The organism is Pseudoalteromonas sp. OF5H-5 (assembly GCF_021530695.1).
Lineage (GTDB): Bacteria > Pseudomonadota > Gammaproteobacteria > Enterobacterales > Alteromonadaceae > Pseudoalteromonas.
Genome location: NZ_JAKGBF010000002.1, coordinates 126,166 through 145,299, shown reverse-complemented (window position 1 = coordinate 145,299; position 19,134 = coordinate 126,166). Strand labels below are relative to the sequence as shown.

Annotated in this window: 12 protein-coding genes; 2 read left to right on the top strand and 10 right to left on the bottom strand. The window is 38.6% G+C overall.

Going from position 1 to position 19,134, the window contains the following annotated elements:
- Window positions 1–465: 465 nt before the first annotated feature.
- Window positions 466–1,599 carry a hypothetical protein gene (locus L1271_RS03535; protein WP_039492839.1) on the bottom strand — a complete coding sequence of 378 codons (1,134 nt, stop codon included), beginning with the start codon at window positions 1,597–1,599 and terminating at the stop codon, window positions 466–468.
- Complete coding sequence (locus L1271_RS03530; protein ID WP_084204186.1) at window positions 1,596–3,179, bottom strand: TnsD family Tn7-like transposition protein; 1,584 nt, start codon at window positions 3,177–3,179, stop codon at window positions 1,596–1,598. The genes L1271_RS03535 and L1271_RS03530 overlap by 4 nt, the downstream gene beginning before the upstream one ends.
- 612 nt (window positions 3,180–3,791) lie before the next feature.
- Between L1271_RS03530 and L1271_RS03525 the strand changes: the two genes are divergently transcribed.
- Window positions 3,792–6,224: a PAS domain-containing hybrid sensor histidine kinase/response regulator gene (locus tag L1271_RS03525; protein ID WP_235366760.1), complete on the top strand. Its 2,433-nt coding sequence runs from the start codon at window positions 3,792–3,794 to the stop codon at window positions 6,222–6,224.
- Window positions 6,225–6,237: 13 nt separating this feature from the next.
- On the opposite strand, the gene L1271_RS03520 is transcribed toward L1271_RS03525, so the two are convergent.
- From L1271_RS03520 to L1271_RS03500, 5 genes are all read right to left on the bottom strand, one after another.
- Window positions 6,238–7,953: a two-component system response regulator gene (locus L1271_RS03520; protein WP_235366759.1), complete on the bottom strand. Its 1,716-nt coding sequence runs from the start codon at window positions 7,951–7,953 to the stop codon at window positions 6,238–6,240.
- Between the two features lie 11 nt (window positions 7,954–7,964).
- Window positions 7,965–8,384: a response regulator gene (locus tag L1271_RS03515; protein WP_039492843.1), complete on the bottom strand. Its 420-nt coding sequence runs from the start codon at window positions 8,382–8,384 to the stop codon at window positions 7,965–7,967.
- An 11-nt stretch (window positions 8,385–8,395) separates the two neighbouring features.
- On the bottom strand, window positions 8,396–9,478 hold the full coding sequence (locus L1271_RS03510; RefSeq protein ID WP_235366758.1) for a PAS domain-containing sensor histidine kinase: 1,083 nt from the start codon (window positions 9,476–9,478) through the stop codon (window positions 8,396–8,398).
- An 89-nt stretch (window positions 9,479–9,567) separates the two neighbouring features.
- Window positions 9,568–11,856: a hybrid sensor histidine kinase/response regulator gene (locus tag L1271_RS03505; RefSeq protein ID WP_052258200.1), complete on the bottom strand. Its 2,289-nt coding sequence runs from the start codon at window positions 11,854–11,856 to the stop codon at window positions 9,568–9,570.
- A gap of 9 nt (window positions 11,857–11,865) precedes the next feature.
- Entirely contained in the window at window positions 11,866–13,131 is a 1,266-nt protein-coding gene (locus tag L1271_RS03500) for an ABC transporter substrate-binding protein (protein WP_039492844.1), read from the bottom strand.
- 137 nt (window positions 13,132–13,268) lie between these two features.
- Between L1271_RS03500 and L1271_RS03495 the strand changes: the two genes are divergently transcribed.
- Window positions 13,269–14,189: a GGDEF domain-containing response regulator gene (locus L1271_RS03495; protein ID WP_039492845.1), complete on the top strand. Its 921-nt coding sequence runs from the start codon at window positions 13,269–13,271 to the stop codon at window positions 14,187–14,189.
- 576 nt (window positions 14,190–14,765) lie between these two features.
- On the opposite strand, the gene L1271_RS03490 is transcribed toward L1271_RS03495, so the two are convergent.
- From L1271_RS03490 to L1271_RS03480, 3 genes are read right to left on the bottom strand one after another with little or no spacing between them, the layout of a single operon-like run.
- Window positions 14,766–16,193 carry an ATP-binding protein gene (locus L1271_RS03490; protein ID WP_039492846.1) on the bottom strand — a complete coding sequence of 476 codons (1,428 nt, stop codon included), beginning with the start codon at window positions 16,191–16,193 and terminating at the stop codon, window positions 14,766–14,768.
- A gap of 11 nt (window positions 16,194–16,204) precedes the next feature.
- Window positions 16,205–18,316: a DDE-type integrase/transposase/recombinase gene (locus L1271_RS03485; RefSeq protein WP_039492847.1), complete on the bottom strand. Its 2,112-nt coding sequence runs from the start codon at window positions 18,314–18,316 to the stop codon at window positions 16,205–16,207.
- Entirely contained in the window at window positions 18,306–19,127 is an 822-nt protein-coding gene (locus L1271_RS03480) for a heteromeric transposase endonuclease subunit TnsA (protein ID WP_039492848.1), read from the bottom strand. The genes L1271_RS03485 and L1271_RS03480 overlap by 11 nt, the downstream gene beginning before the upstream one ends.
- Window positions 19,128–19,134 lie beyond the last annotated feature (7 nt).

The following is a 19,134-nucleotide window of genomic DNA, read 5'->3' as shown; positions in this document are numbered from 1 at the left end:
TACTTTTCTTCCAAATGCTGTTGATTTGTTCCATCTGAACTGAGGTCTTGTATTCGGATCCATGGCTTATAGCTTTCTTCATTTACCAATCCCATACTTATTTTTAAGGGAGTGATTAAAATCTTCAATACTCGCAAGCCGCCTACTTTGCGCCATTCGTTTTGCCTACTTCAATAGCCTTAATTATGAAATATAGCTCCGGATTTGCTACGGGCAAACTCTATTATCGCTACATAGCTGTGAAAGGACAATAAAGTTTGCCCGCAAGGAATGATATGGACAATAAAGTTTGCCCGCAAGATGCATTAGTAACTTAAAATTATGCTCCTACACGTTAGAACTGTGCTTCGCTCTGCTCTCATATACCAACACTGTATGAGTATTTTCTAGCGTATTTTTCAAACCAATAGCTTTTCTGTTGCAACATAATTGTCCTTTCAAGTTACCGTAGAGTAAATTTGGAAGCTATAACACAAACTCCATTAGCTCCCCACTCTCCAAATCTTCCTCCGACAGAAAAGAGTTAATTCGAAAAGGCATCCACATGTAATCGCCAGTCAAGGAGATCTGTCCTTGGTCAATAGCATACCTCTTAAATGAGCTTGAGTGATGAAACAAAAACTGCAGGTCAATTTCCTCTTTGATCTCGTTATACTCAAACTTCAAAAAGGAGCAACTTTTATTCTTAGCACATGACTGGCAATCGCGCAGCTTAGGAAGCATCATAACTTCAGATAGCTGACCTCTTGGCGAAACAAACACTTTAACATATTCAACATGTTCGCTTATATATTCGTTTAAACTGGAGTTTCGTCTAAAAGACACAATCAATGCATTTAGCTTCCTAAGAGCTTGTGAGTAATCATTTGAATCTATTGGTAGATTCAATAAATTCCACGGGAGAAAGGCCCATTCAACTTTCGTTAAAAACTCAGCAACCTCACTCAGTTTGCTGAAATTTAACGTTAGCCAATTCGCCAATAAGCGCCCTAAGCAATATGGTGCATGAACTGCAAATAAGAGCTCAAGTTCCTTTGAATTATTGACCGATAATGATTCGACAGCACCCGAAGGTCTAGTTTGTGTACACACTTCGTTAATCGGTATGCCGCCAGCTAAAATTTCTTTTACATCTTCAATAGCATGTTTATATGAAGCTCTTGTTAAGTGCCGTAAGGGCAATTCATGCAAATAGCACCAAGTGTTTCGAACCCATTGATGTTTAAAATAACCGTGTCCATACTCGAAAATGGCCTCATTAACACATGTCTGACAAAATCGAATTTTCGTTTTATTTATCATCCGACTATCCTGCTTACCGTTGTTAAAAAATATACTCCATAGAGACATACAATAGTCATCGGAAGAGGTAAAAATGCCATCTTGGCAAGCTCGTATAGGCTCACCTACCTCTGCCGCTTCAAGCAAAATGCTATCATCAAGTCGATGAAAAATATGTTGTACTTCTTGATGGGCATAAGGAGATAAGTACCACATTCCATTTCTTGTTATCACTTTCTTAGGGTCTAGTTTCCCCGCAAATAACATCTGCTGCCGAAATAGAAAGCTTTGCAGTGATTCATCCAAAGGTATATTCATTTATTTCTTAACTTATAGTTTTCAATAATCGTCATAGCTGTTGGTAGTTTATGTCTATATCTCGTCAACCACCCATGAGCACCTAATAACTGTTCTAACTTAGTTAAAGTTACGGATTCTGTATTCTTAGACAAAAGATCACCGAGTTGTTTTGAAAGCTTTCTATCTCTTTCTTTCCAATCAACCCTTTGATTCCTACAGCCCTTAATCGCCGTTGGCAAAATGGTGCTCAACCAATCATGTTCGTGATTATATAACCAATAAAAAGCTGCATAATTACTTCTCTTACAATCTTGCCTAGATGCAAGCGGGTGTGTCTTAATAAAATTCATTATTGTATATTTATATCTACGACGCTTTGAGTCAGATTTACACTTCCTTCGCCAAATCACTAGGTCAGGACAACTAGAAATAAGTTGCTCAACACTTCCACTTGATATGCCATAGCGATTAGCAATCTCGCGTCGGTGAAATCCTTTCTTAGCTAAATTTATAATATATAATTTAACTTTTTTGGTTATGATTTTCGGCTTTGATTCAAATTCAACATTTTCTTTTAGTGCTAACGTTTTAATGTAACACCTGCTTCTACCAGTCCTCCGACTAATCTCAGCCATAGAATGACCTTCCTTTAAAAGCTTCAAGCATTGCGCTTCAATAATAGTAGGGTCTGGCTTTAGGCTTCTATTCAACACAGGCTTAACTGCCAAAAATTGAGCTACATTTAAATCCGACAGGCAGTAAGCTAATAAAAGGTGTTTGAAGGGATGCTGATTAACATTAGGTTTCAAAAGATTAGAGAAATATTTATAATCACGCTCTGACTCAGGCATTAGCTCGGTATAAGGGAAACCCAACTCTTCAACTAATCTCGCAAGTTCAGTCGCTAGTAACCGCCTTCGAATACACCCACCTTTTGTCACATACCCTTTATCTGCCAAAATAGGTAAGTAATCATTTTTAAGCTGCTTACCTGCTTGTATTGATTGTAATATTTTTGATGTGTACTTAGCAAAACTAAAGGCTTTATCATTACAGTTGAAAGTATTGCTACTTTCACAAGGTAACAACCCTTCGTGGACTTGACTAGCTTTATGCAAAGGTTTGTGGAGAAGCCATACTGGATGACTACAGCAACATTCAATTCCAGGTATCTGATGCTCAATATGCCAATAGGCCACCCCAAAGTGCTTAATATCGCTCATTGCACATAAAGGGCAATATTTTAATGTTAAACATTCGTGTTCCCTAAAGTTCGCCAGCTGGCAGCTTCTGAAACCATAAGGTGTAGATAACGCTGAGTAGTAAATTTCATTACTATGCGAAGGTAAATAATGGGCAAAAAGCGGGAATAGTGTCTGAGAAAAGTATAAGCTATTTGCTGACTCCTCCGCTTTACTCGCTATTTTGATAAGATTTGACGTAAGATATGGATGGAAACTAGCTCTTGAGCTTCCAAGTAGCCAGAAATAATAATGAGGGCGACTGCTCCCCGAGATTGTCAGGCCCCGGATTAAGCGGCTAAATAATGTTTCACTAGGAAGGACTGAAGGTAATCGCAAAACAAAGTCTAAACTCACTCTTGATTAATATTATTATAGACTCAAGTTTCAAGATAAAGACAGAATCTATTGTTGAGTAAAATGTTAATTAACAACAGTATTCGATTTCCATTGTTTGAACTTACAGACATCACATGCATATTTAATAGCATTAGCGTCAGCATCACTCGCTGTTCCTTTTGGTCTATGACTTGTACTGCGAATGTTACTTATGTTCTTGTTATTAGAAACAGGTTGAAAATCCCCCGTTCGACAACTTCTTATACTTGCATTTTTCTAGGTCCATTTGCTTTGTAGTTTAATCCGCAAGCTGGTGACCAATTTCCAACTACGTCACATTCTGAATGCACCTGAATCTATTGCTCGACATCATCGTTATAGGGCCAATAACAGATGGAGATGCTACTTTTCTGCGGACGGCTAAAGGCTTGTTCTGACTGAGCCCAAACATGAAGCATTCGGCTCAACACGTATTTTGCAAGGTAGTGTTGATAGCAGTTGGTGCATTCTCAGTTATTTCATTGAAGTGAGAAAACTCTTTTATTTTTCTGCTAACAATGTTTATTCCCATTCTATACTACTAACAGGTCGAATTGTTTAACATACTTAACGCCGCATACTAGGAAGGACATGGTAAGTAAAAATCAACTTGAATTAGAAAAAGAAATCCACAGTCTTAAATCTCAACTAGCTGAGACTTCTTTTGAAAGAGACAAGTATAAAAAGCTGTTCGAGGCTTCAGGAGATGCATTATCTATTCTAGACCTCAATACAGGTAAGTTCATAGAATGTAATCAAGCTGCTGTGGATTTACACGGTATCAAAAGTAAAAGTGAGTTTTTGTCATTATCACCAGCGGATATTTCCCCAAAGTATCAACCTTGCGGCCGTACTTCCGAAGAACTTGCGATGGAGTACATAAGAAACTCTCTGACCGAAGGGCCTCAGCTTTTTCAGTGGATCCACTCTAATTTAAATGGCTCAACATTCCCCTGCTTGATATCACTTACAGCTGTCCAGATCCAAGGCGAACAGTTAGTTCTTGCAATCGGAAGGGATATATCTGAATTAATTGATGCTAAAGAACAGCTAAAAAAAGCAAACACCAATATCAAACGTTATAAAACAGCTTACCAAAAGGAAAAGATGAAGTTTGAACGCTTTGTCAACTTAGCACCGATTGGTATTGCTGTTAATACACTAAAAGACGGTACATTTCACTATGTAAACAATGAGTTTAGTCGAATGACTGGATACTCTGTAGATGAGTTGAATAATACTGACTATTGGCAAATTACCCCTCCGAAATACCAAGAGGAAGAGCAAAAGCAACTAATTAACTTGAAAGAACAAGGGAGATACGGACCATATAAAAAGGAGTATATTCATAAAAGTGGTCGCACTTTTCCCGTTCTATTATCTGGTATAAGAGTGACTGATGAGAATGGCGAGAACTCTATTTGGTCAGTCATTCAAGATATATCTCCGCAAAAAAAAGCTGAAGAACAGCTTAGAATTGCAAGAAATAAAGCTGATTCTATGGCACTTAGAATGCAATTAGCCAACAATTCAGCTCAAATAGGTGTATGGGAGTGGGACTTAGTCACAAATGAACTGATCTGGGATGAGCTAATGTTCAAGCTCTATGGAATATCAGAAGTGCAGTTTACAAAAGTCTATGATGCTTGGGCTAATGCTGTACATCCTGATGATATAGATTTTGCAAGCGCACAGTTACAAGCAGCAATAGCTGGTACCGGAGTTTATGAGCCAGAATTCAGAGTTATACACCCAAATGGTGAGGTCAGAACAATCAAAGCAAGTGCGGAAGTTATTAGAGAGAATGGAAAGGCAATAAAAGTTGTTGGCGTAAATTATGACGTTACTGAAAAAATAGAAGCAATGGAAACTTCTGAAACGGCTAGACAAGCAGCTGAACACTCATCTAAGGCAAAAAGTGATTTTCTGGCTAATATGAGCCATGAAATCCGAACGCCAATGAACGCCATCCTAGGCGGTCTACAGCTACTCGAAAATGCTAATTTAGAACCCGACTTAGAGAAAGTATTAGCTAATGCTGTATATTCTGCCAAAAGCTTACTTACCATCATTAACGATATTTTGGATTATTCAAAAATTGAATCAAATAAAATTGAGCTGGAAAGTACTGAAATCTCAATTTTAGAAATTTTGGAATCGGTTAAGTATGACTTAGATGCCTTGGTCAGTAACAAAGGTATAGATTTCGCCGTAATAGTAGATAATAGCTTCGAAGATGGGTGGCTTGGTGACCTAGTTCGAGTAAAGCAGATTGTACTTAATTTGGCATCTAACGCTGTTAAGTTTACCAACAGTGGAGAGGTCAAAATAGTTATTAGCTGTCGCACTTATAATGACAAAAAAGCAATTTATTTAAGTGTCCAAGACTCTGGTATTGGAATGAATGAAGATGCGCAAAAACGTATTTTTGAGCGTTTTTCCCAAGCTGATACCTCAACAACTAGGAAGTATGGTGGTACTGGTTTAGGTATGTCAATAACCGTAAGTCTCATTAAGCTAATGAATGGCAATATAAATTTAATTAGTGAGGCAGGTAAAGGCACAAATGTTGATATCATTTTACCGTTAGAGAGAGCGAAAAATTTATCAAAACCTGCCCACAAAAAATCGTTCACACCGCCCAATCTAGAGAACACTCATATCTTGATTGCGGAGGATAATAAAATTAACCAAATTTTAATCAAAACCATGCTTAAAGAGACAAACGCTACATATGTGATCGTTGAGAATGGTATATTGGCATTAGAAGCACTCAAAGAAAAAGCATTTGATTTAATACTTATGGATATACATATGCCTTTCATGGATGGAGTCGGCGCAATAAAAGCAATACGAAAGGAGGGTAACCTGATTCCTGCTATTGCTCTAACTGCAAACGTTATGGTTGAAGATGTTAAACACTATATGGAAATAGGCTTTAATGCTCATATTGCAAAACCAATTGAACTCCCTGTTCTATACGGTATTTTAGCCGATTATGCTAAATCAGGAGGCTTAAGCTGAATAAACCTTAACTTTACCTTACAAGCTCTTTATTCAATGACTTAATTGTCCTTAAAATGTTCTTTTCGGATATAGGGCTTGAAAAGTAGTAACCTTGAATTTTATCAACTTTTACTTCTTTACAGACATAATATTGCTGGTAATTCTCTACCCCCTCTACAATAATGCTTAATTGCAAACTCTTAAGCATGTTCACTAAACCCAAAAAAATTCGCTTTCCGCGCTCCTCAACTCCAATTCTATCTGTCAAAGATTTATCTACTTTAACAATATCAATAGGATAATTAAGTAAGTGCGAAATTGAAGAGTAGCCTGTACCAAAGTCATCTAATGCAATCTTACATCCAAGCTCTTTAATACGTTGAAGGCTCGAGCTTACTCGCTTACTTTCAGTTAATAGCGCCGTTTCAGTTAGCTCAAAAGTAAACAAACTGCCGTCGACGTCTATACGCTTAAGGCAATCATTTATATATGCAGGTAGGGAAATATCTTCAAGTTGCAGTGGAGAGAGGTTTATTGCTAAGCGAACGGGATACCCAAGCTTAGTATTTACTTCCTTTAGCGTAGTAATTGCACGTTCGATAATCCATTTGCCTAACGGCTCTATCAGCTTGGATTCTTCTGCTATCGTAATAAACTCTTGAGGATTGCTAGTGAATTTGGCAGTAGGCCACCTAATTAAAGCTTCGAGTGAAACAACTTTGGGTAACTGAATATCTACAATAGGTTGAAATGCAAGTTCCAATTCTTGCCTTTCAATTGCTCCTCTTAAATCTTGTTCTACATTGTATTTCATTTGAAACTCTGTCTGCATGTTATCTTCAAATATACAAGCAGAAGAGCTTTGCGCTGATTTTGCTCTAAATAGCGCGATATCAGCAAACCGTATTAAGTCATTGGAATCACTACCATTTAGAGGATACAGTGAAATTCCCATCCTAATTTGGCAGTAAACGTCCTGAGACTGGATTGAATAAACTCGACTTAGTACCCTAATGAGTTTTTCAGCTTCAATTTTTATCTGTAAAGGGTTATCACATGAGACCATCAAACAGGCAAATTCATCTCCACCGAAGCGACTTACTATATCCTCTTGTCTAGTATGTCTCTTGAAGCTTGCTCCAAGCTCAATAAGAAGCTGATCTGCCACTTCATGACCAAAACGGTCATTAATCTTTTTAAAGTTAACAATATCGGCTACAAGAACACCTGCACATTTATAGCGCTTTTTATCTGCCTGCATCAACCTTTGACAAGTTTCCTCAAAATAATAGCGGTTATACAAACCTGTTAACGAGTCAAGTTCAGCTAATTGTTTTACTTGAAGGTAACTTGTATGTAGTTGCTTTTCTAACTCAAAACGCTTTTTTGCTTGCAGAATAGAGCGCGTTAAAAGTGACGCTGTAACCTCTTCTTTGAGGAGAAAGTCTTGCACGCCTAGATCTAGGCATTTTAGTATCAACTCTTCTGAATGTGAATTACTAATCATCACTATTGTAAGCTCTTTTATATGATTGATACGCTTTAGTTCAATTAGCAAATCTAGGCCATTTTTTGAGGGCATATTGTAGTCAAGAAGTAGCAAGTCAAAGCAAAGCTCTTCTAGTGCAAATATTCCCTCTTCTACTGTGCTAACCTCTGTCAATTGGTGTTCAATTCCTCCTTTTATTAGAGAGCGACGGATCATCTTGCGATCAACAATATCATCGTCAACAAGCAGTATATTCATACATCACCTCGCTACTTCGTTGGGAATTGTACAATACGCCAATATCCATCTAACATATCAACAAGGCTCATCATAGAGTCGCTTGCTTCTTCTTTTAGGAAATATCCAGCCACATTTTTTTCGTAGCTATAGTGAATATCATCTTCATCTTTTGAGGTGGTTAACACAAACACAACCGTGTCTTTTAACTCGCTGTCGGCTCTCAGCTTTTCTAGGAATTCAAGCCCCCCCATTCGAGGCATTTTCAGGTCTAGTAAAATAATATAGGGATATCCAATTTTTTTACCTTTCAGAAGCTCTAGTGCCTCCACACCATCAATAGCTCTAACCATTGGGTTCATGATTTTTCGTTTAGAAAAGCTTCGCTTTACTGTCATATAATCAATGTCATCATCTTCAACAACTAATACCGTAATATCATTATCTTGCATTGAAATTATACCTAATTGGGGTTAACTATGGTGTCTACTTTTGGCCACCTAACGACAAACTCTGTTCCAATATTACTATCTACAATATTTATTGAACCGCCATAATGGTTGAGTACTTTCTTTATTATCGCCAAGCCCATCCCACTACCTTCTTGCTGATCTCGTGGCTTCAGCGTTTGGAACATTTCAAATACTTTTTGTCGATATTCAGTAGGGATCCCTGGACCATCATCAATAAAGTGCATTTCATATTCATTAGAGCTTTCTTTTACTTGAATAATTAGTGATCCACTTTTTCGGTCATGATGCTTGAGTGCATTGCTAATTAAATTGCGGGTGATCACTTCTAGTGCTGTCTTCGGAAGGGTTACTTTTATTGGTGTACACTCCAGTTTCAACACCAACTCAATATCAATAGAGTCATATATCTCTTTGGTAAACTCACCGAACTCAAATGTTTCTATTTCGCTGTGCTTTCGATTTACTCGGGAATAGATTAGCAAGTCGTGTAGTAACTTGCTCATACGAGCAACTCGCTGTTGAATTAAGTCAAAGTTTTCCTTAGCACCTTCAGGAAGCTCATCGCCGAAATCCTCATCAATCCAAGTAACCAACTTCGAAATCGCATTTAACGGCGCTTTTAAATCATGTGATGCAATATAAGCAAACTCGTCTAGTGCATCATTGGACCTTTTTAATTGTGCCATCAAATGCTCTCTTTCAGTCACATCACTTGAGAGCCCGAGAATAAATACAGCCCCTTTTGAGTTAAAGAATCTCTTTTTTCGAGTGTATAAAGTTCTTACACCTCCATCAGGAAACGTAATTGTTTCCAAGCATTCAGCATATCCCAATTCCAATGCTTTCTTATCATCTTTGATAAATTCTTGAACCTCTTCAGGGTTGTAGGACTCAAGTGTAGTGAATCCTATTATCTTTTCCCTTGCTTCTGAGGGGTACATAGAGCGAAATGCGCTATTCGCTTTTACGATCCTAAGTTTATCGTCCTTAATGAATGCATAGTCTGGAATATTGTCAAAAATGAGGTCTGACAATGAGTCGTCACCAACAAATTGCTCTGCTTTTTCATCCATGCCAATCTCCTTTATTTTCTTATTACTTATAAAAGGGCATTTTATCTTTATAGACTCTGGTGTAGACAATGCAAGGAAACTACTTGAATTTAAGCTAAGTTAATTTGGCTCGAAGAAGCCTTTGAATCAGGCTGTTTTAAAGCTTTATATACAACCTGTACAAATTCATGGTGATCTATTGGTTTGGATATAAAAGCGCTCATTCCAACTTCAAGACACCGCTTTTTATCCTGCTCAAGAACGTTAGCTGTTAATGCAATAATCGGTATATCACGGTAGTCTCTATATTTACGGATATGTTGTGCTGCCGTAGGGCCATCCATTTCAGGCATTTGCATATCCATTAAGATCAATCCAAACTTCTCAGCTTTACAAAACTCTACGGCTTCTAGGCCATTTTCAGCAATAATAATATTTTCTAGTCCCATATCCTTTAGCATTGACTTCGTGACTATTTGATTGATTTTGTTGTCTTCTACAAGCAGAATTTCAATGTCACGATTAATAGTGAGTTTAATTTCTTGGAATTGTGAGTCTATGTCTTCATTGACTAGTTCGGAAATAGGAAACGTGACAGTAAAGCTGAAAGTCGAGCCTTCCCCTAAGCGACTCTCAACTTCGAGTCGAGAGTTCATCAGGTCTAATAATTTGTTTGAGATAGTTAAGCCCAGACCTGTACCGCCAAACCGGCGAGTTATAGAGGTATCGGCTTGGGAAAAAGCCTCAAAAAGCATTTCTATCCTGTCTTGTGGAATACCAATTCCCGTGTCAATGACACTAAACTTCAGCTGTGCTTTATCTACATTTTCCTCTTGTACTTCCACTAGTAATTTTACTGTGCCTTGCTCTGTGAATTTTATTGCGTTGCTAAGTAAATTCAGTAAAACCTGCTTGAGTCGAACAACATCTCCTGCAAGAACGTTTAACTTTATAGGTATATTATTCTCGATGATTAACTTTGCTGAAGATGATTTATTAAGCGTTTTTCCTGTATGTTCGAGTTCATACAATAGCTTATTAAGTGCAAATGGTTGCGATTCTAGCTCGATTTTTCCAGCTTCAATTTTACTCAAATCGAGAATATCATTTAAAATAACTAGCAAACTTTTTCCAGATGAATCAACAAGCTCAAGCATATTTATTTGCTCTTTGTTTAAGTCAGTTTGCCTCAACTGCCTTACCATTCCTAAAATCCCATTCATAGGTGTTCGGATTTCATGACTCATGTTGGCTAAAAAGTCAGATTTTATTTTTGATGTATGCTCAGCGACCTGTTTTGCCTCAATAAGTGCCTCGCTTAGCAATTTAAATTGATTTGCGGCGTTGGCTAGCGTGCCTATTTCATCTTTTCGTTCAAGGCCTTTTATCTCGTCAGATAAATTTCCTTCAATACAGTGCTGAAAATTCTCGGTAAGCCGCTTAATTGAACGGATTATATGGAAGTGAAAAAATAAAACGAAAAACACTAAAAAGAGTAAACCGACAGCCATTGATATTTTGATTATTCTCTCAAAATCGAGAACTTTTTCCTCAGCAGTATTTCGTATATAGTCTAGCCTTGATAATGAGTCTGTTCTCAGCTTATCCACTAAGTTTGAGAACTCCACAGCATCACCGGCCATTACCACATTGACTAAAGTTAAATAATTTCGATTTGCTTGAATACTTTTATTAAATGCGTCTCGAAACTTATGAACTTGGGCTTGCAAATTAGAAGTAATGTCACCACTCACCTTATTGCTAAAAAGCAACTTACTTTCTATTTTTTCTAGCCCGTCTAAAACCGCTTTTTTCTTCTTGTAGTCTTTTTGTGTTAGATACAGGTTTGCATCTCGATAAAGCGTCAACCATAAATCTAGCAGTTGATATATAGTGATTTTATCCTGACTAGAATCGCTGTCATTGAGAAATAATCGTAAGTAAACTTCCGCTTCTTTAAACACCTCTGGTAGCTGGATTTGAAGCAAATATTTTCTTTCTTGATATCGCTGCATGAGCACACTTAAGTTACTACCGTACCTGCTAACAATTTCCAACAATGAATCTATAAGCTGCTTTTCTACTTCGCTTTGTGCCTTTGACTTTATTTCTAAAAGTCTTGTGTTGATTAGCTTCTGGTTGGCCTGCACTTTTTCATAGATAGCAGGACTGCCAGAGCTGCTAAACACTGAGATATCACGCTGCAACTCCACGATTTCTTTGTTAATCTTAAGTACCGATACAGAGCTTTTTGAGACATTCAAAGTATTAATTAGAGTATTATCAATAACTTCTACACGCGAGCTTAACACTATGTACACAGCGGTTAGACTTGCAGTGAATGCGAGTAAGACCATCAGTATCTTGCTAGAAAGCGATCTAATTGAAAGTTCTGGCATATTAGCGCCTTATGCGTTTAATAATTCATACCAACGATCTAGACTGTAATCGTAGTTTTCCATGACTGTATTCCATACTGCAATGTTCGAAAATCGTTTAGTGTAACTTCCACCATCACGCAATTCACCTGTCTTGACGATGACTTTTCCATCCGTTCCTTTTAGAGGTGTTGTTGCAGGTTTGCCGTCATACCAATAACTCCATTCAGGTTCAGACATCATGGGCCTGCTACGCTCTGGATTTGAGATGTAATACCCTTGTCTCGCGATAAATGCTCCAGGGTACCCTGAGAGCCACCAGTTCATGTAGTCATACGCTGCGTCTTTGACCTGACCGTGTACATGAGATGAGAGACACATAACACCATGCCATGCCCTATATCCTTCTTTTGGTGACGCATAAGTGATCGGTAACCCTTGGCCCCTACAAGCGCTAACTCCAGGCGAGAACATACTCTGAATATGCACTCTTTTATCTAACATGAACTGCACCGACTGCGGAACTGAAGTCCAAAAACCAGAAAAATGCCCTTTTCGCTTTCTTATCAGCAGAATCTCAAAAAGCTTATCTATTTCGTCAATAGTCATGTTTCCTATATTTTTGAAAGTAGCCAAGCCTTTAGCTTGTGCTGCTAACGCTAAATCAAAAATACCGATAGTTGGCGCATTAACCACAGCTGTTTTTCCTGCATTTGATTCATCTAATAACCAACCCCATGACTCAGTTTCATAAGCGCTACCTTGTGGAATAAAGTCAGTGTTGTAACCAAAGGAGTCAACATTGTGCACATAGGGAAGAAAGCTTATTTTTTTCGTGGGATTGTTAGCTAGAGTTCCATCCTCTTGAACATACAGTAATTTATTTGGAGCGTCACCTGCACCAACTTTAGCTGATGGTATAAGCCTACCAGTCTTGGTTAGTGCATTTATTTCAGGCCAGTAAATAAGCCTTTCAATATCAATAGGCTGTATGGCACCGGCTTGCCAAAGTATATTGATGGAATCTGACCATTGCTCATAAAGGTCAAATGTAGCAGGATTTGCCGCCGCCCTTTGAAGAACCGCCGCGCTACCCATGGGGTAGAATTGGATATCTATTCCTAGCTCTTTCATGGCGCGCTTGCGTAAAGGTTCCTGTAACGTAACGTGTGTTCCCATTACACGAAGAGTTGTTCTATTCTTTGCGAATACATAGGGGGCTTTTATTGCAGCCGCCGATAAAGCTACCCCAAGACCAACTTTGCTTAAAAATTCCCTTCTTCCAATCTCTTTCATATAGAATTACTGTGTTTACATAGCGTGTTATTAAATATAGTTTATGATTACAGTAACCGCGGATAATATCCCAACTTTATTGGGTTACACGGCATACACGATTGCGTTATACCTAACAACACGGAATTGAAATACCTATGTTTGAGGAAGTAGCAGAGCTTAGTGACTGTACGATCGTCGTCGTCGAAGACTCTCCATTAACACAAAAAGTTCTATGTGCCTGCTTGGAAGATATTTGCAAAATAGTGGCATTTGAAAGTGCCGAAAAAGCACTAGACTATATTAGATTAGCCCTACCAGACCTAATCCTAATGGATTGGATGCTAGATGGTATAACCGGTATCGATGCATGTAAAGAGCTACAAAAAGATCCTATCACTGCACAAATTCCCGTAATGTTCGTCACCTCAAATATAAAAGAAAACCAACAGGAAATGTGCTGGGATGCAGGCGCTGTCGACTTTATTAGTAAACCCATAGTAGCGCGGACGTTATTTAATAGAGCGATAACTCACTTAAAATACAAGAAGCAGGCAGATCAACTTCGTGAATACTCTTATGTAGATGGTTTAACCGGCGCTTTTAATCGGAGGTTATTTGACTCGGACTTAGAGAAACATTTTCGAGGTGCAAAGCGAGCTAGTAGCCACCTTAGTTTAGTGATGATAGACGTAGATTACTTTAAACGATACAACGACGAATATGGCCATTTACAAGGCGATGACGTGTTAAAGACCTTTGCTTTAGTGACGCAAAGGCATATAAGGAGGCCAATGGATGCATTGTATCGCTATGGTGGAGAAGAGTTCGCTATTCTTTTACCAAATACACCTAACGGTGCTGCAATGGAGATTGCTCGGCGTATCACTCAGTGCTTTTTGGATGAAAAAATAGAGCATAAGCACTCACCGTTTGAATATGTTACAGTAAGTGCTGGAGTAGCCACCTACGAAAGTAACACTAAAATACACGAGTTAAAAGATTTAATCGATACCGCCGATTCAGCTCTCTATGACGCCAAAACAGCTGGACGTAACAGGGTATGCGGTAGGGGCTGAGTGGTGTTCCACAGGCGTTAATGATGCCTTGTTGTTTGGAAGAACAATATTCTTTGGTTGAAGAGCAAAGCCTTAGGCTCACCCACTTATATTCTACCTACTATTAATCCCTGTACTAAAGGCGGTGAAATTAATAATCACATTTCTCCAAATTTCATACATAAAAAGTTGGTGTCGGGCGAGGATTGTCTCTATTGCATTACATGGCTTAAGATTCTTCTTAATGCTAGGTTCCACTCCGCTCTTTTGCCACATCATAGCGCACAGCAAAGTGCCTTCGTTAACCTTGATCTACAAAACAGCGATAGAGTCCCTTGTCAGTGATATTTTCAATCATTCTCAATGTTTCCCATAAGGTGACATAAACGCCGCCAATCAATGAGTTCAATTTGAGACTAGTCATTTTGTGATGTTTGCGTGGTTAGCTTTGGCACCATTGCTACGCTCAAAGTGCAATTTTTTGGTTATCAAGTTCAAAATAGTTGTAAGATCAGAGTAATAAGATAGATTATATTTATTCCAATTGCCTTTCTCTACAAAAGAGCAATGTCTGAAGCTCATTGATAAGCCTATTTATCACTTTAGCTCACCTAAAGGGTCATCAAGTACCGTATTTGTGCCTTTTAATAGAGAAAACCCTTCATCTTGCTCTGCAATGTCTTGGAACAAACAAGGGTTGGCTATCCGATCTGGGAGGTCTACAGCCCCCAAAAGTTCAACTATACTTGATTCAAACTCTGGATGTTGGGGTCGAGTAACGTCAGCAATTGGCGTTCTGGTTGGTGTAGATAACTCCAGCTCTTTGGGGGAGTTCTGGTTGCGATTCCCAGTTGGCAATGATACAGACTCTCTAAGAGTCTGAATTTCAGGTGTATTGCGAGATAACTTACAAGCTCTTGCATAGGCAATATCTAACACGGCTGGCGTTATTCTCTCATCCGCTAAGGGATCTAAAATAACCATTCTTTGGGCTTCTCGATATATGCGATGAGCAATATCCAAATTGCCCAAAGAAAGCTTATACATCTTGTCACTCAACTCAGGAGTAAGTTCGTTGTATACCTTGGTCCACTGTATTTCCCACAGCTCTCCAATAAAAACGTCCCATTCACCGCTTTCTCTTGTTAACGGCTCAAACTCAAAGTATCCAGCACTTTCAGCTCGACGCGCCGCTTTGAGTTGTTTCGATAAAGTTTTATCAAAAGGCGGATTAGCACAAAAAACGAGTGGAACACCCAGTTTATTTACCAACTTATGAAGGAAATTCAACAAGTTATTTTCACCACCAGTTTTCTTAAGCTCCAGCCGCTGCATTTCATCTATAACAAGTACCCCGAGAAAACTTGATTTAATCCTTTGTTCAATTTGCCACAAAAGACCAGATATCGTTGCTGCTAGAGGCTCTTTTGGTTGGTTCATTGCTAGATCAAGGCTAAAAATTATATCTTCACATAGCTCTCTAACACTTGAGTTTCGAGAGCATTCTACCTTCACCCATACGACTTGTTTTGTATACTCTAGCTTTTGTCCATGATAAACATCATGTTTAATCACATGTGGAAGATAATTTAAAATTTGCTCAAGCATACAGGTTTTACCTACCCCACTTTCTCCAATGATAGTTATAGTCTCAGCCTTTGGCACAAAAAAGCCTGAAGATGGGGCAACTTCAGGAGGCTTATCAACGGGGTAATGTAAAAACTGTGAAGTGGTAGGGCTGAATGGATTTTTCCTTGAGTAGCCATCTTTTATTGCAGTTTCGATTGCTCTGAAGCATTCATAATATATAAAAAATGGTTGTCTTAATTGCTTTAATCGGATCGTATATTCTTCACGTATCAGTGGATCAGGGTTGTCTCTAATATGTTCATCAAGATCAACATAGTTGGAGAACTTCTCCAACAAATCTTCAGCCCCAAGCTTTGGAGGTAGCGCTTCAATAAAAGGGTTGCCTCGGTACTCTGGTAAAATAGCTTCATGATATTCAGCATCAACTTTTCTCACGTATTGTCCCCCTATTTCCTATTCCGCCTTGGCAACATAACAACATTCTGCTGCATACTCTTTGTATCTACATCGTCGCTGGTATTGCTAATCTCTGCATCTATTTCACTGTGAGTCGTTTTACGCAATTCTTCACGGCGATTTTCACGGATATTACGAATTCTTTCTGAGCGCGTTAACGTGCTTTGTTTAGCCCTTTTCTTAGCTTGAGTTTCTAACGCCTCATGTCTGGTTTTCATATCAATCGATTCGACGGTTACGGGAGAAAGCTCTTCAAACTTTGTTATCCAATCTTGCACAAAATCTACTTCAGCCATTGGCATATCTTTGAATATGGAGTTGCGCTTCAATAAAGTACATTTAGTAAAACCCTCATTATTATTCATTCTCACATAAATATAATTTAGAGTGTTGTCATCTATTCGTGCATCGAGCGACCAACGGCCGCCTTCTCGGGCTATAGCAGCTAGGTTTTCATCTTCTATTTTTTTGCACGTATAGTACATTTCTTTGAACTGAATCCCGCTTCGAGTCATACTGGCAGTTTCCGGAGGTAACAACTTAGCTATTGCCTCACTAAATGAGACTTGGTGAAGGCTATGTCGATGATTGGCTAAATATACTTTCCATGTATTGATTGGTGTGGGTTTTATATTTTTTTCGACAAGGATTGGGTTGTCAAAAACAAGTTTACTCAAAATATCACGGTTATGTTCTAGCACAGCTTCTATCAACATGCTCGTCACTTCATATAAGGTATATATTGACTCTTTACGAGGGTCGACATCACCGCGTACGACCTTTCCTCCGCGTGTTGTACCAATTAATTGATGAAGTAGCTTATCATTGATGGTTTTAAACCGTCGCTCCACAAAGCTCTTGTAATCGGGCCTATATGCAGGAGCGAAACTTAACTCAGCGAACGGCGTGATCTTTTCCCCTGGCTCTAGCCCAATCATTTCGCCATTGTCACATGTAAAGTAAGCAGGTACATGCGAGCATGGCCACTCGGATTCATAAATGTTGACACCGTATTGAGCACAAAACTCAGCTTTAGGAGTAAAACAATTAACAAAAGCTTGTCGCGCAGCACGCCAAGAAGCATGATAAAGAGAAACGTGCATTCCCGTTATCATTCGAGTTGCGCAATCAATAATATAATACACTGTAGGCCGCCCTAAGACGTACCTTGGACTGAATTCAGATATAATATTTATATCAGCCACCGTAGCATCTACTTCAAAGCAGCTACCCGGCACGAGACCATCCTGTAACGGGCTCTCTAACAATGCTCTTTTTTTAAGATTATAATTGTGATCGGTATTGCGTAGCCGAACTTCCATATTTTTCTCGACCAACTTACCTTTCCAATATTTAAATTGCTTATAAGAAGGTATATGAGGAGCTCTATCACATGCATCTGCGATTTTAACTTCATCTGCATGAAATTGCCGTAGATAATCCCTGTAGCATTCAGTAAGATACTTTCCATTTGGCTTTAAATAGTATTTCTTTAAAGTCTTTAGAATGTTCTTTTTATCTGCTTCTCGAATAATGTATTTTGGTGCTCGTTCAAACATCAATGTTCTAGAAGTGCGTGGTGCACCAAGTGGGGTTTCTTTAGCTATTCTTGGCTTGCCATAGCCACCACTGTTTGCATACGCAGGCAACAGCGCATTTTTACTTTGCCCGAAATGCCAGTAACGACTTAACAAACGGGACAAGCTTTTTCTGTCATAGCCAATTTGCTTTGCATGTTGTGCCAGTTTCGATGTTCTTTTTGAACATGCATAGTCTAATATGAACTGCTTGTCAGACACTAAGCTTCTTATCTTTTCATAGTTCGAATTTCGCCTTTCAAGGTTTTTAGGTTCGATTTCTTCGTCTGAAACGAGCAAAAATGCAGGTGGAGTAATGTCAATTTGAATTGCTCTACCTTCTTTGTTCCATGTAATAAAGGTAGGCAGGTGAACCGTTATAGGTCTACACGTACCAACAGTTTCGTTTAACTCAAAAAGAATGAGACAGTCTAAATCAGCTCTCACCTCTATGATGCGAAATACTCCATTTAAGTCACTCTCAGAGGTTTCTATTTTCCATGTACTATTTATTTCAAGCACCATATAAAGACCCACTTTGACTCTGAGCCAATGATAATATTTCTATAGTGTTAGATGTAACAATAGAGTAATCCAAATCAACATGAATATACTTTTCAGCAATGAGGTATCGCAATACATATAATCCATCAACACCTCTTCCTTTCAAGCTCAAGTTCAATTCGCTGCATAATTGAGAAAGCAAGTACTTTCCTTTGGATAGAGCTCCTAGTGCTATTTCAATATCTGCTTGTGTAATATCTACCGCACCAGAGCGAAAAGGACTTGTTGCCCACTTGATATTAGCAGCCTGAGCTTTAGTAATCTCATTACCAGTGAAGAAAGAAAATTTTATCCCCAAAAGCTCCCATATGACTCTCTCAATATCCAATTTTTCTGATATTCTTTGGGTTAGTTTTTCGTCTGGTTTAACTGATATAGCGTGAAAAGATGTATCGCCAGCACATTGACGGGTCAACAAAAAGTCTGTCGTCATTATGTTAGGCACATCCGTTCCCGTTACTATTGGGTGAGGAACACCAATTGCAGACGCAACTTTCTGTGATAACGTAAGCGGAAGTAGGGGGAACTGCTCTCGGATATCAATGACTGAATCACTAAATTCAGCAATATAAAAAAATTCAGATTCTCTTCCTGATAAAAAATGATGATATCGCTTTATTTTTCTTCCAAAAGCTGTTGATTTTTTTCCTTTAGAATTAACGTCTTGTATTCGTAGCCATGGCTTATAGGCTTCTTGCGTGCCAATACCATACTTTTTCTTGAGCGAGCGATTAAAATCTTCAATACTCGCTAGCCGTCTGCCTCTCGCCATTAACTCT

Bases quoted from the DNA above. Each gene is read 5' to 3' on its own strand.
- L1271_RS03485 (WP_039492847.1), bottom strand. From the start codon at position 18,316: ATGGTGCTTGAAATAAATAGTACATGGAAAATAGAAACCTCTGAGAGT.
- L1271_RS03495 (WP_039492845.1), top strand. From the start codon at position 13,269: ATGTTTGAGGAAGTAGCAGAGCTTAGTGACTGTACGATCGTCGTCGTC.
- L1271_RS03520 (WP_235366759.1), bottom strand. From the start codon at position 7,953: ATGAATATACTGCTTGTTGACGATGATATTGTTGATCGCAAGATGATC.
- L1271_RS03515 (WP_039492843.1), bottom strand. From the start codon at position 8,384: ATGCAAGATAATGATATTACGGTATTAGTTGTTGAAGATGATGACATT.
- L1271_RS03510 (WP_235366758.1), bottom strand. From the start codon at position 9,478: ATGGATGAAAAAGCAGAGCAATTTGTTGGTGACGACTCATTGTCAGAC.
- L1271_RS03505 (WP_052258200.1), bottom strand. From the start codon at position 11,856: ATGCCAGAACTTTCAATTAGATCGCTTTCTAGCAAGATACTGATGGTC.
- L1271_RS03480 (WP_039492848.1), bottom strand. From the start codon at position 19,127: ATGGCGAGAGGCAGACGGCTAGCGAGTATTGAAGATTTTAATCGCTCG.
- L1271_RS03500 (WP_039492844.1), bottom strand. From the start codon at position 13,131: ATGAAAGAGATTGGAAGAAGGGAATTTTTAAGCAAAGTTGGTCTTGGG.
- L1271_RS03525 (WP_235366760.1), top strand. From the start codon at position 3,792: ATGGTAAGTAAAAATCAACTTGAATTAGAAAAAGAAATCCACAGTCTT.
- L1271_RS03535 (WP_039492839.1), bottom strand. From the start codon at position 1,599: ATGAATATACCTTTGGATGAATCACTGCAAAGCTTTCTATTTCGGCAG.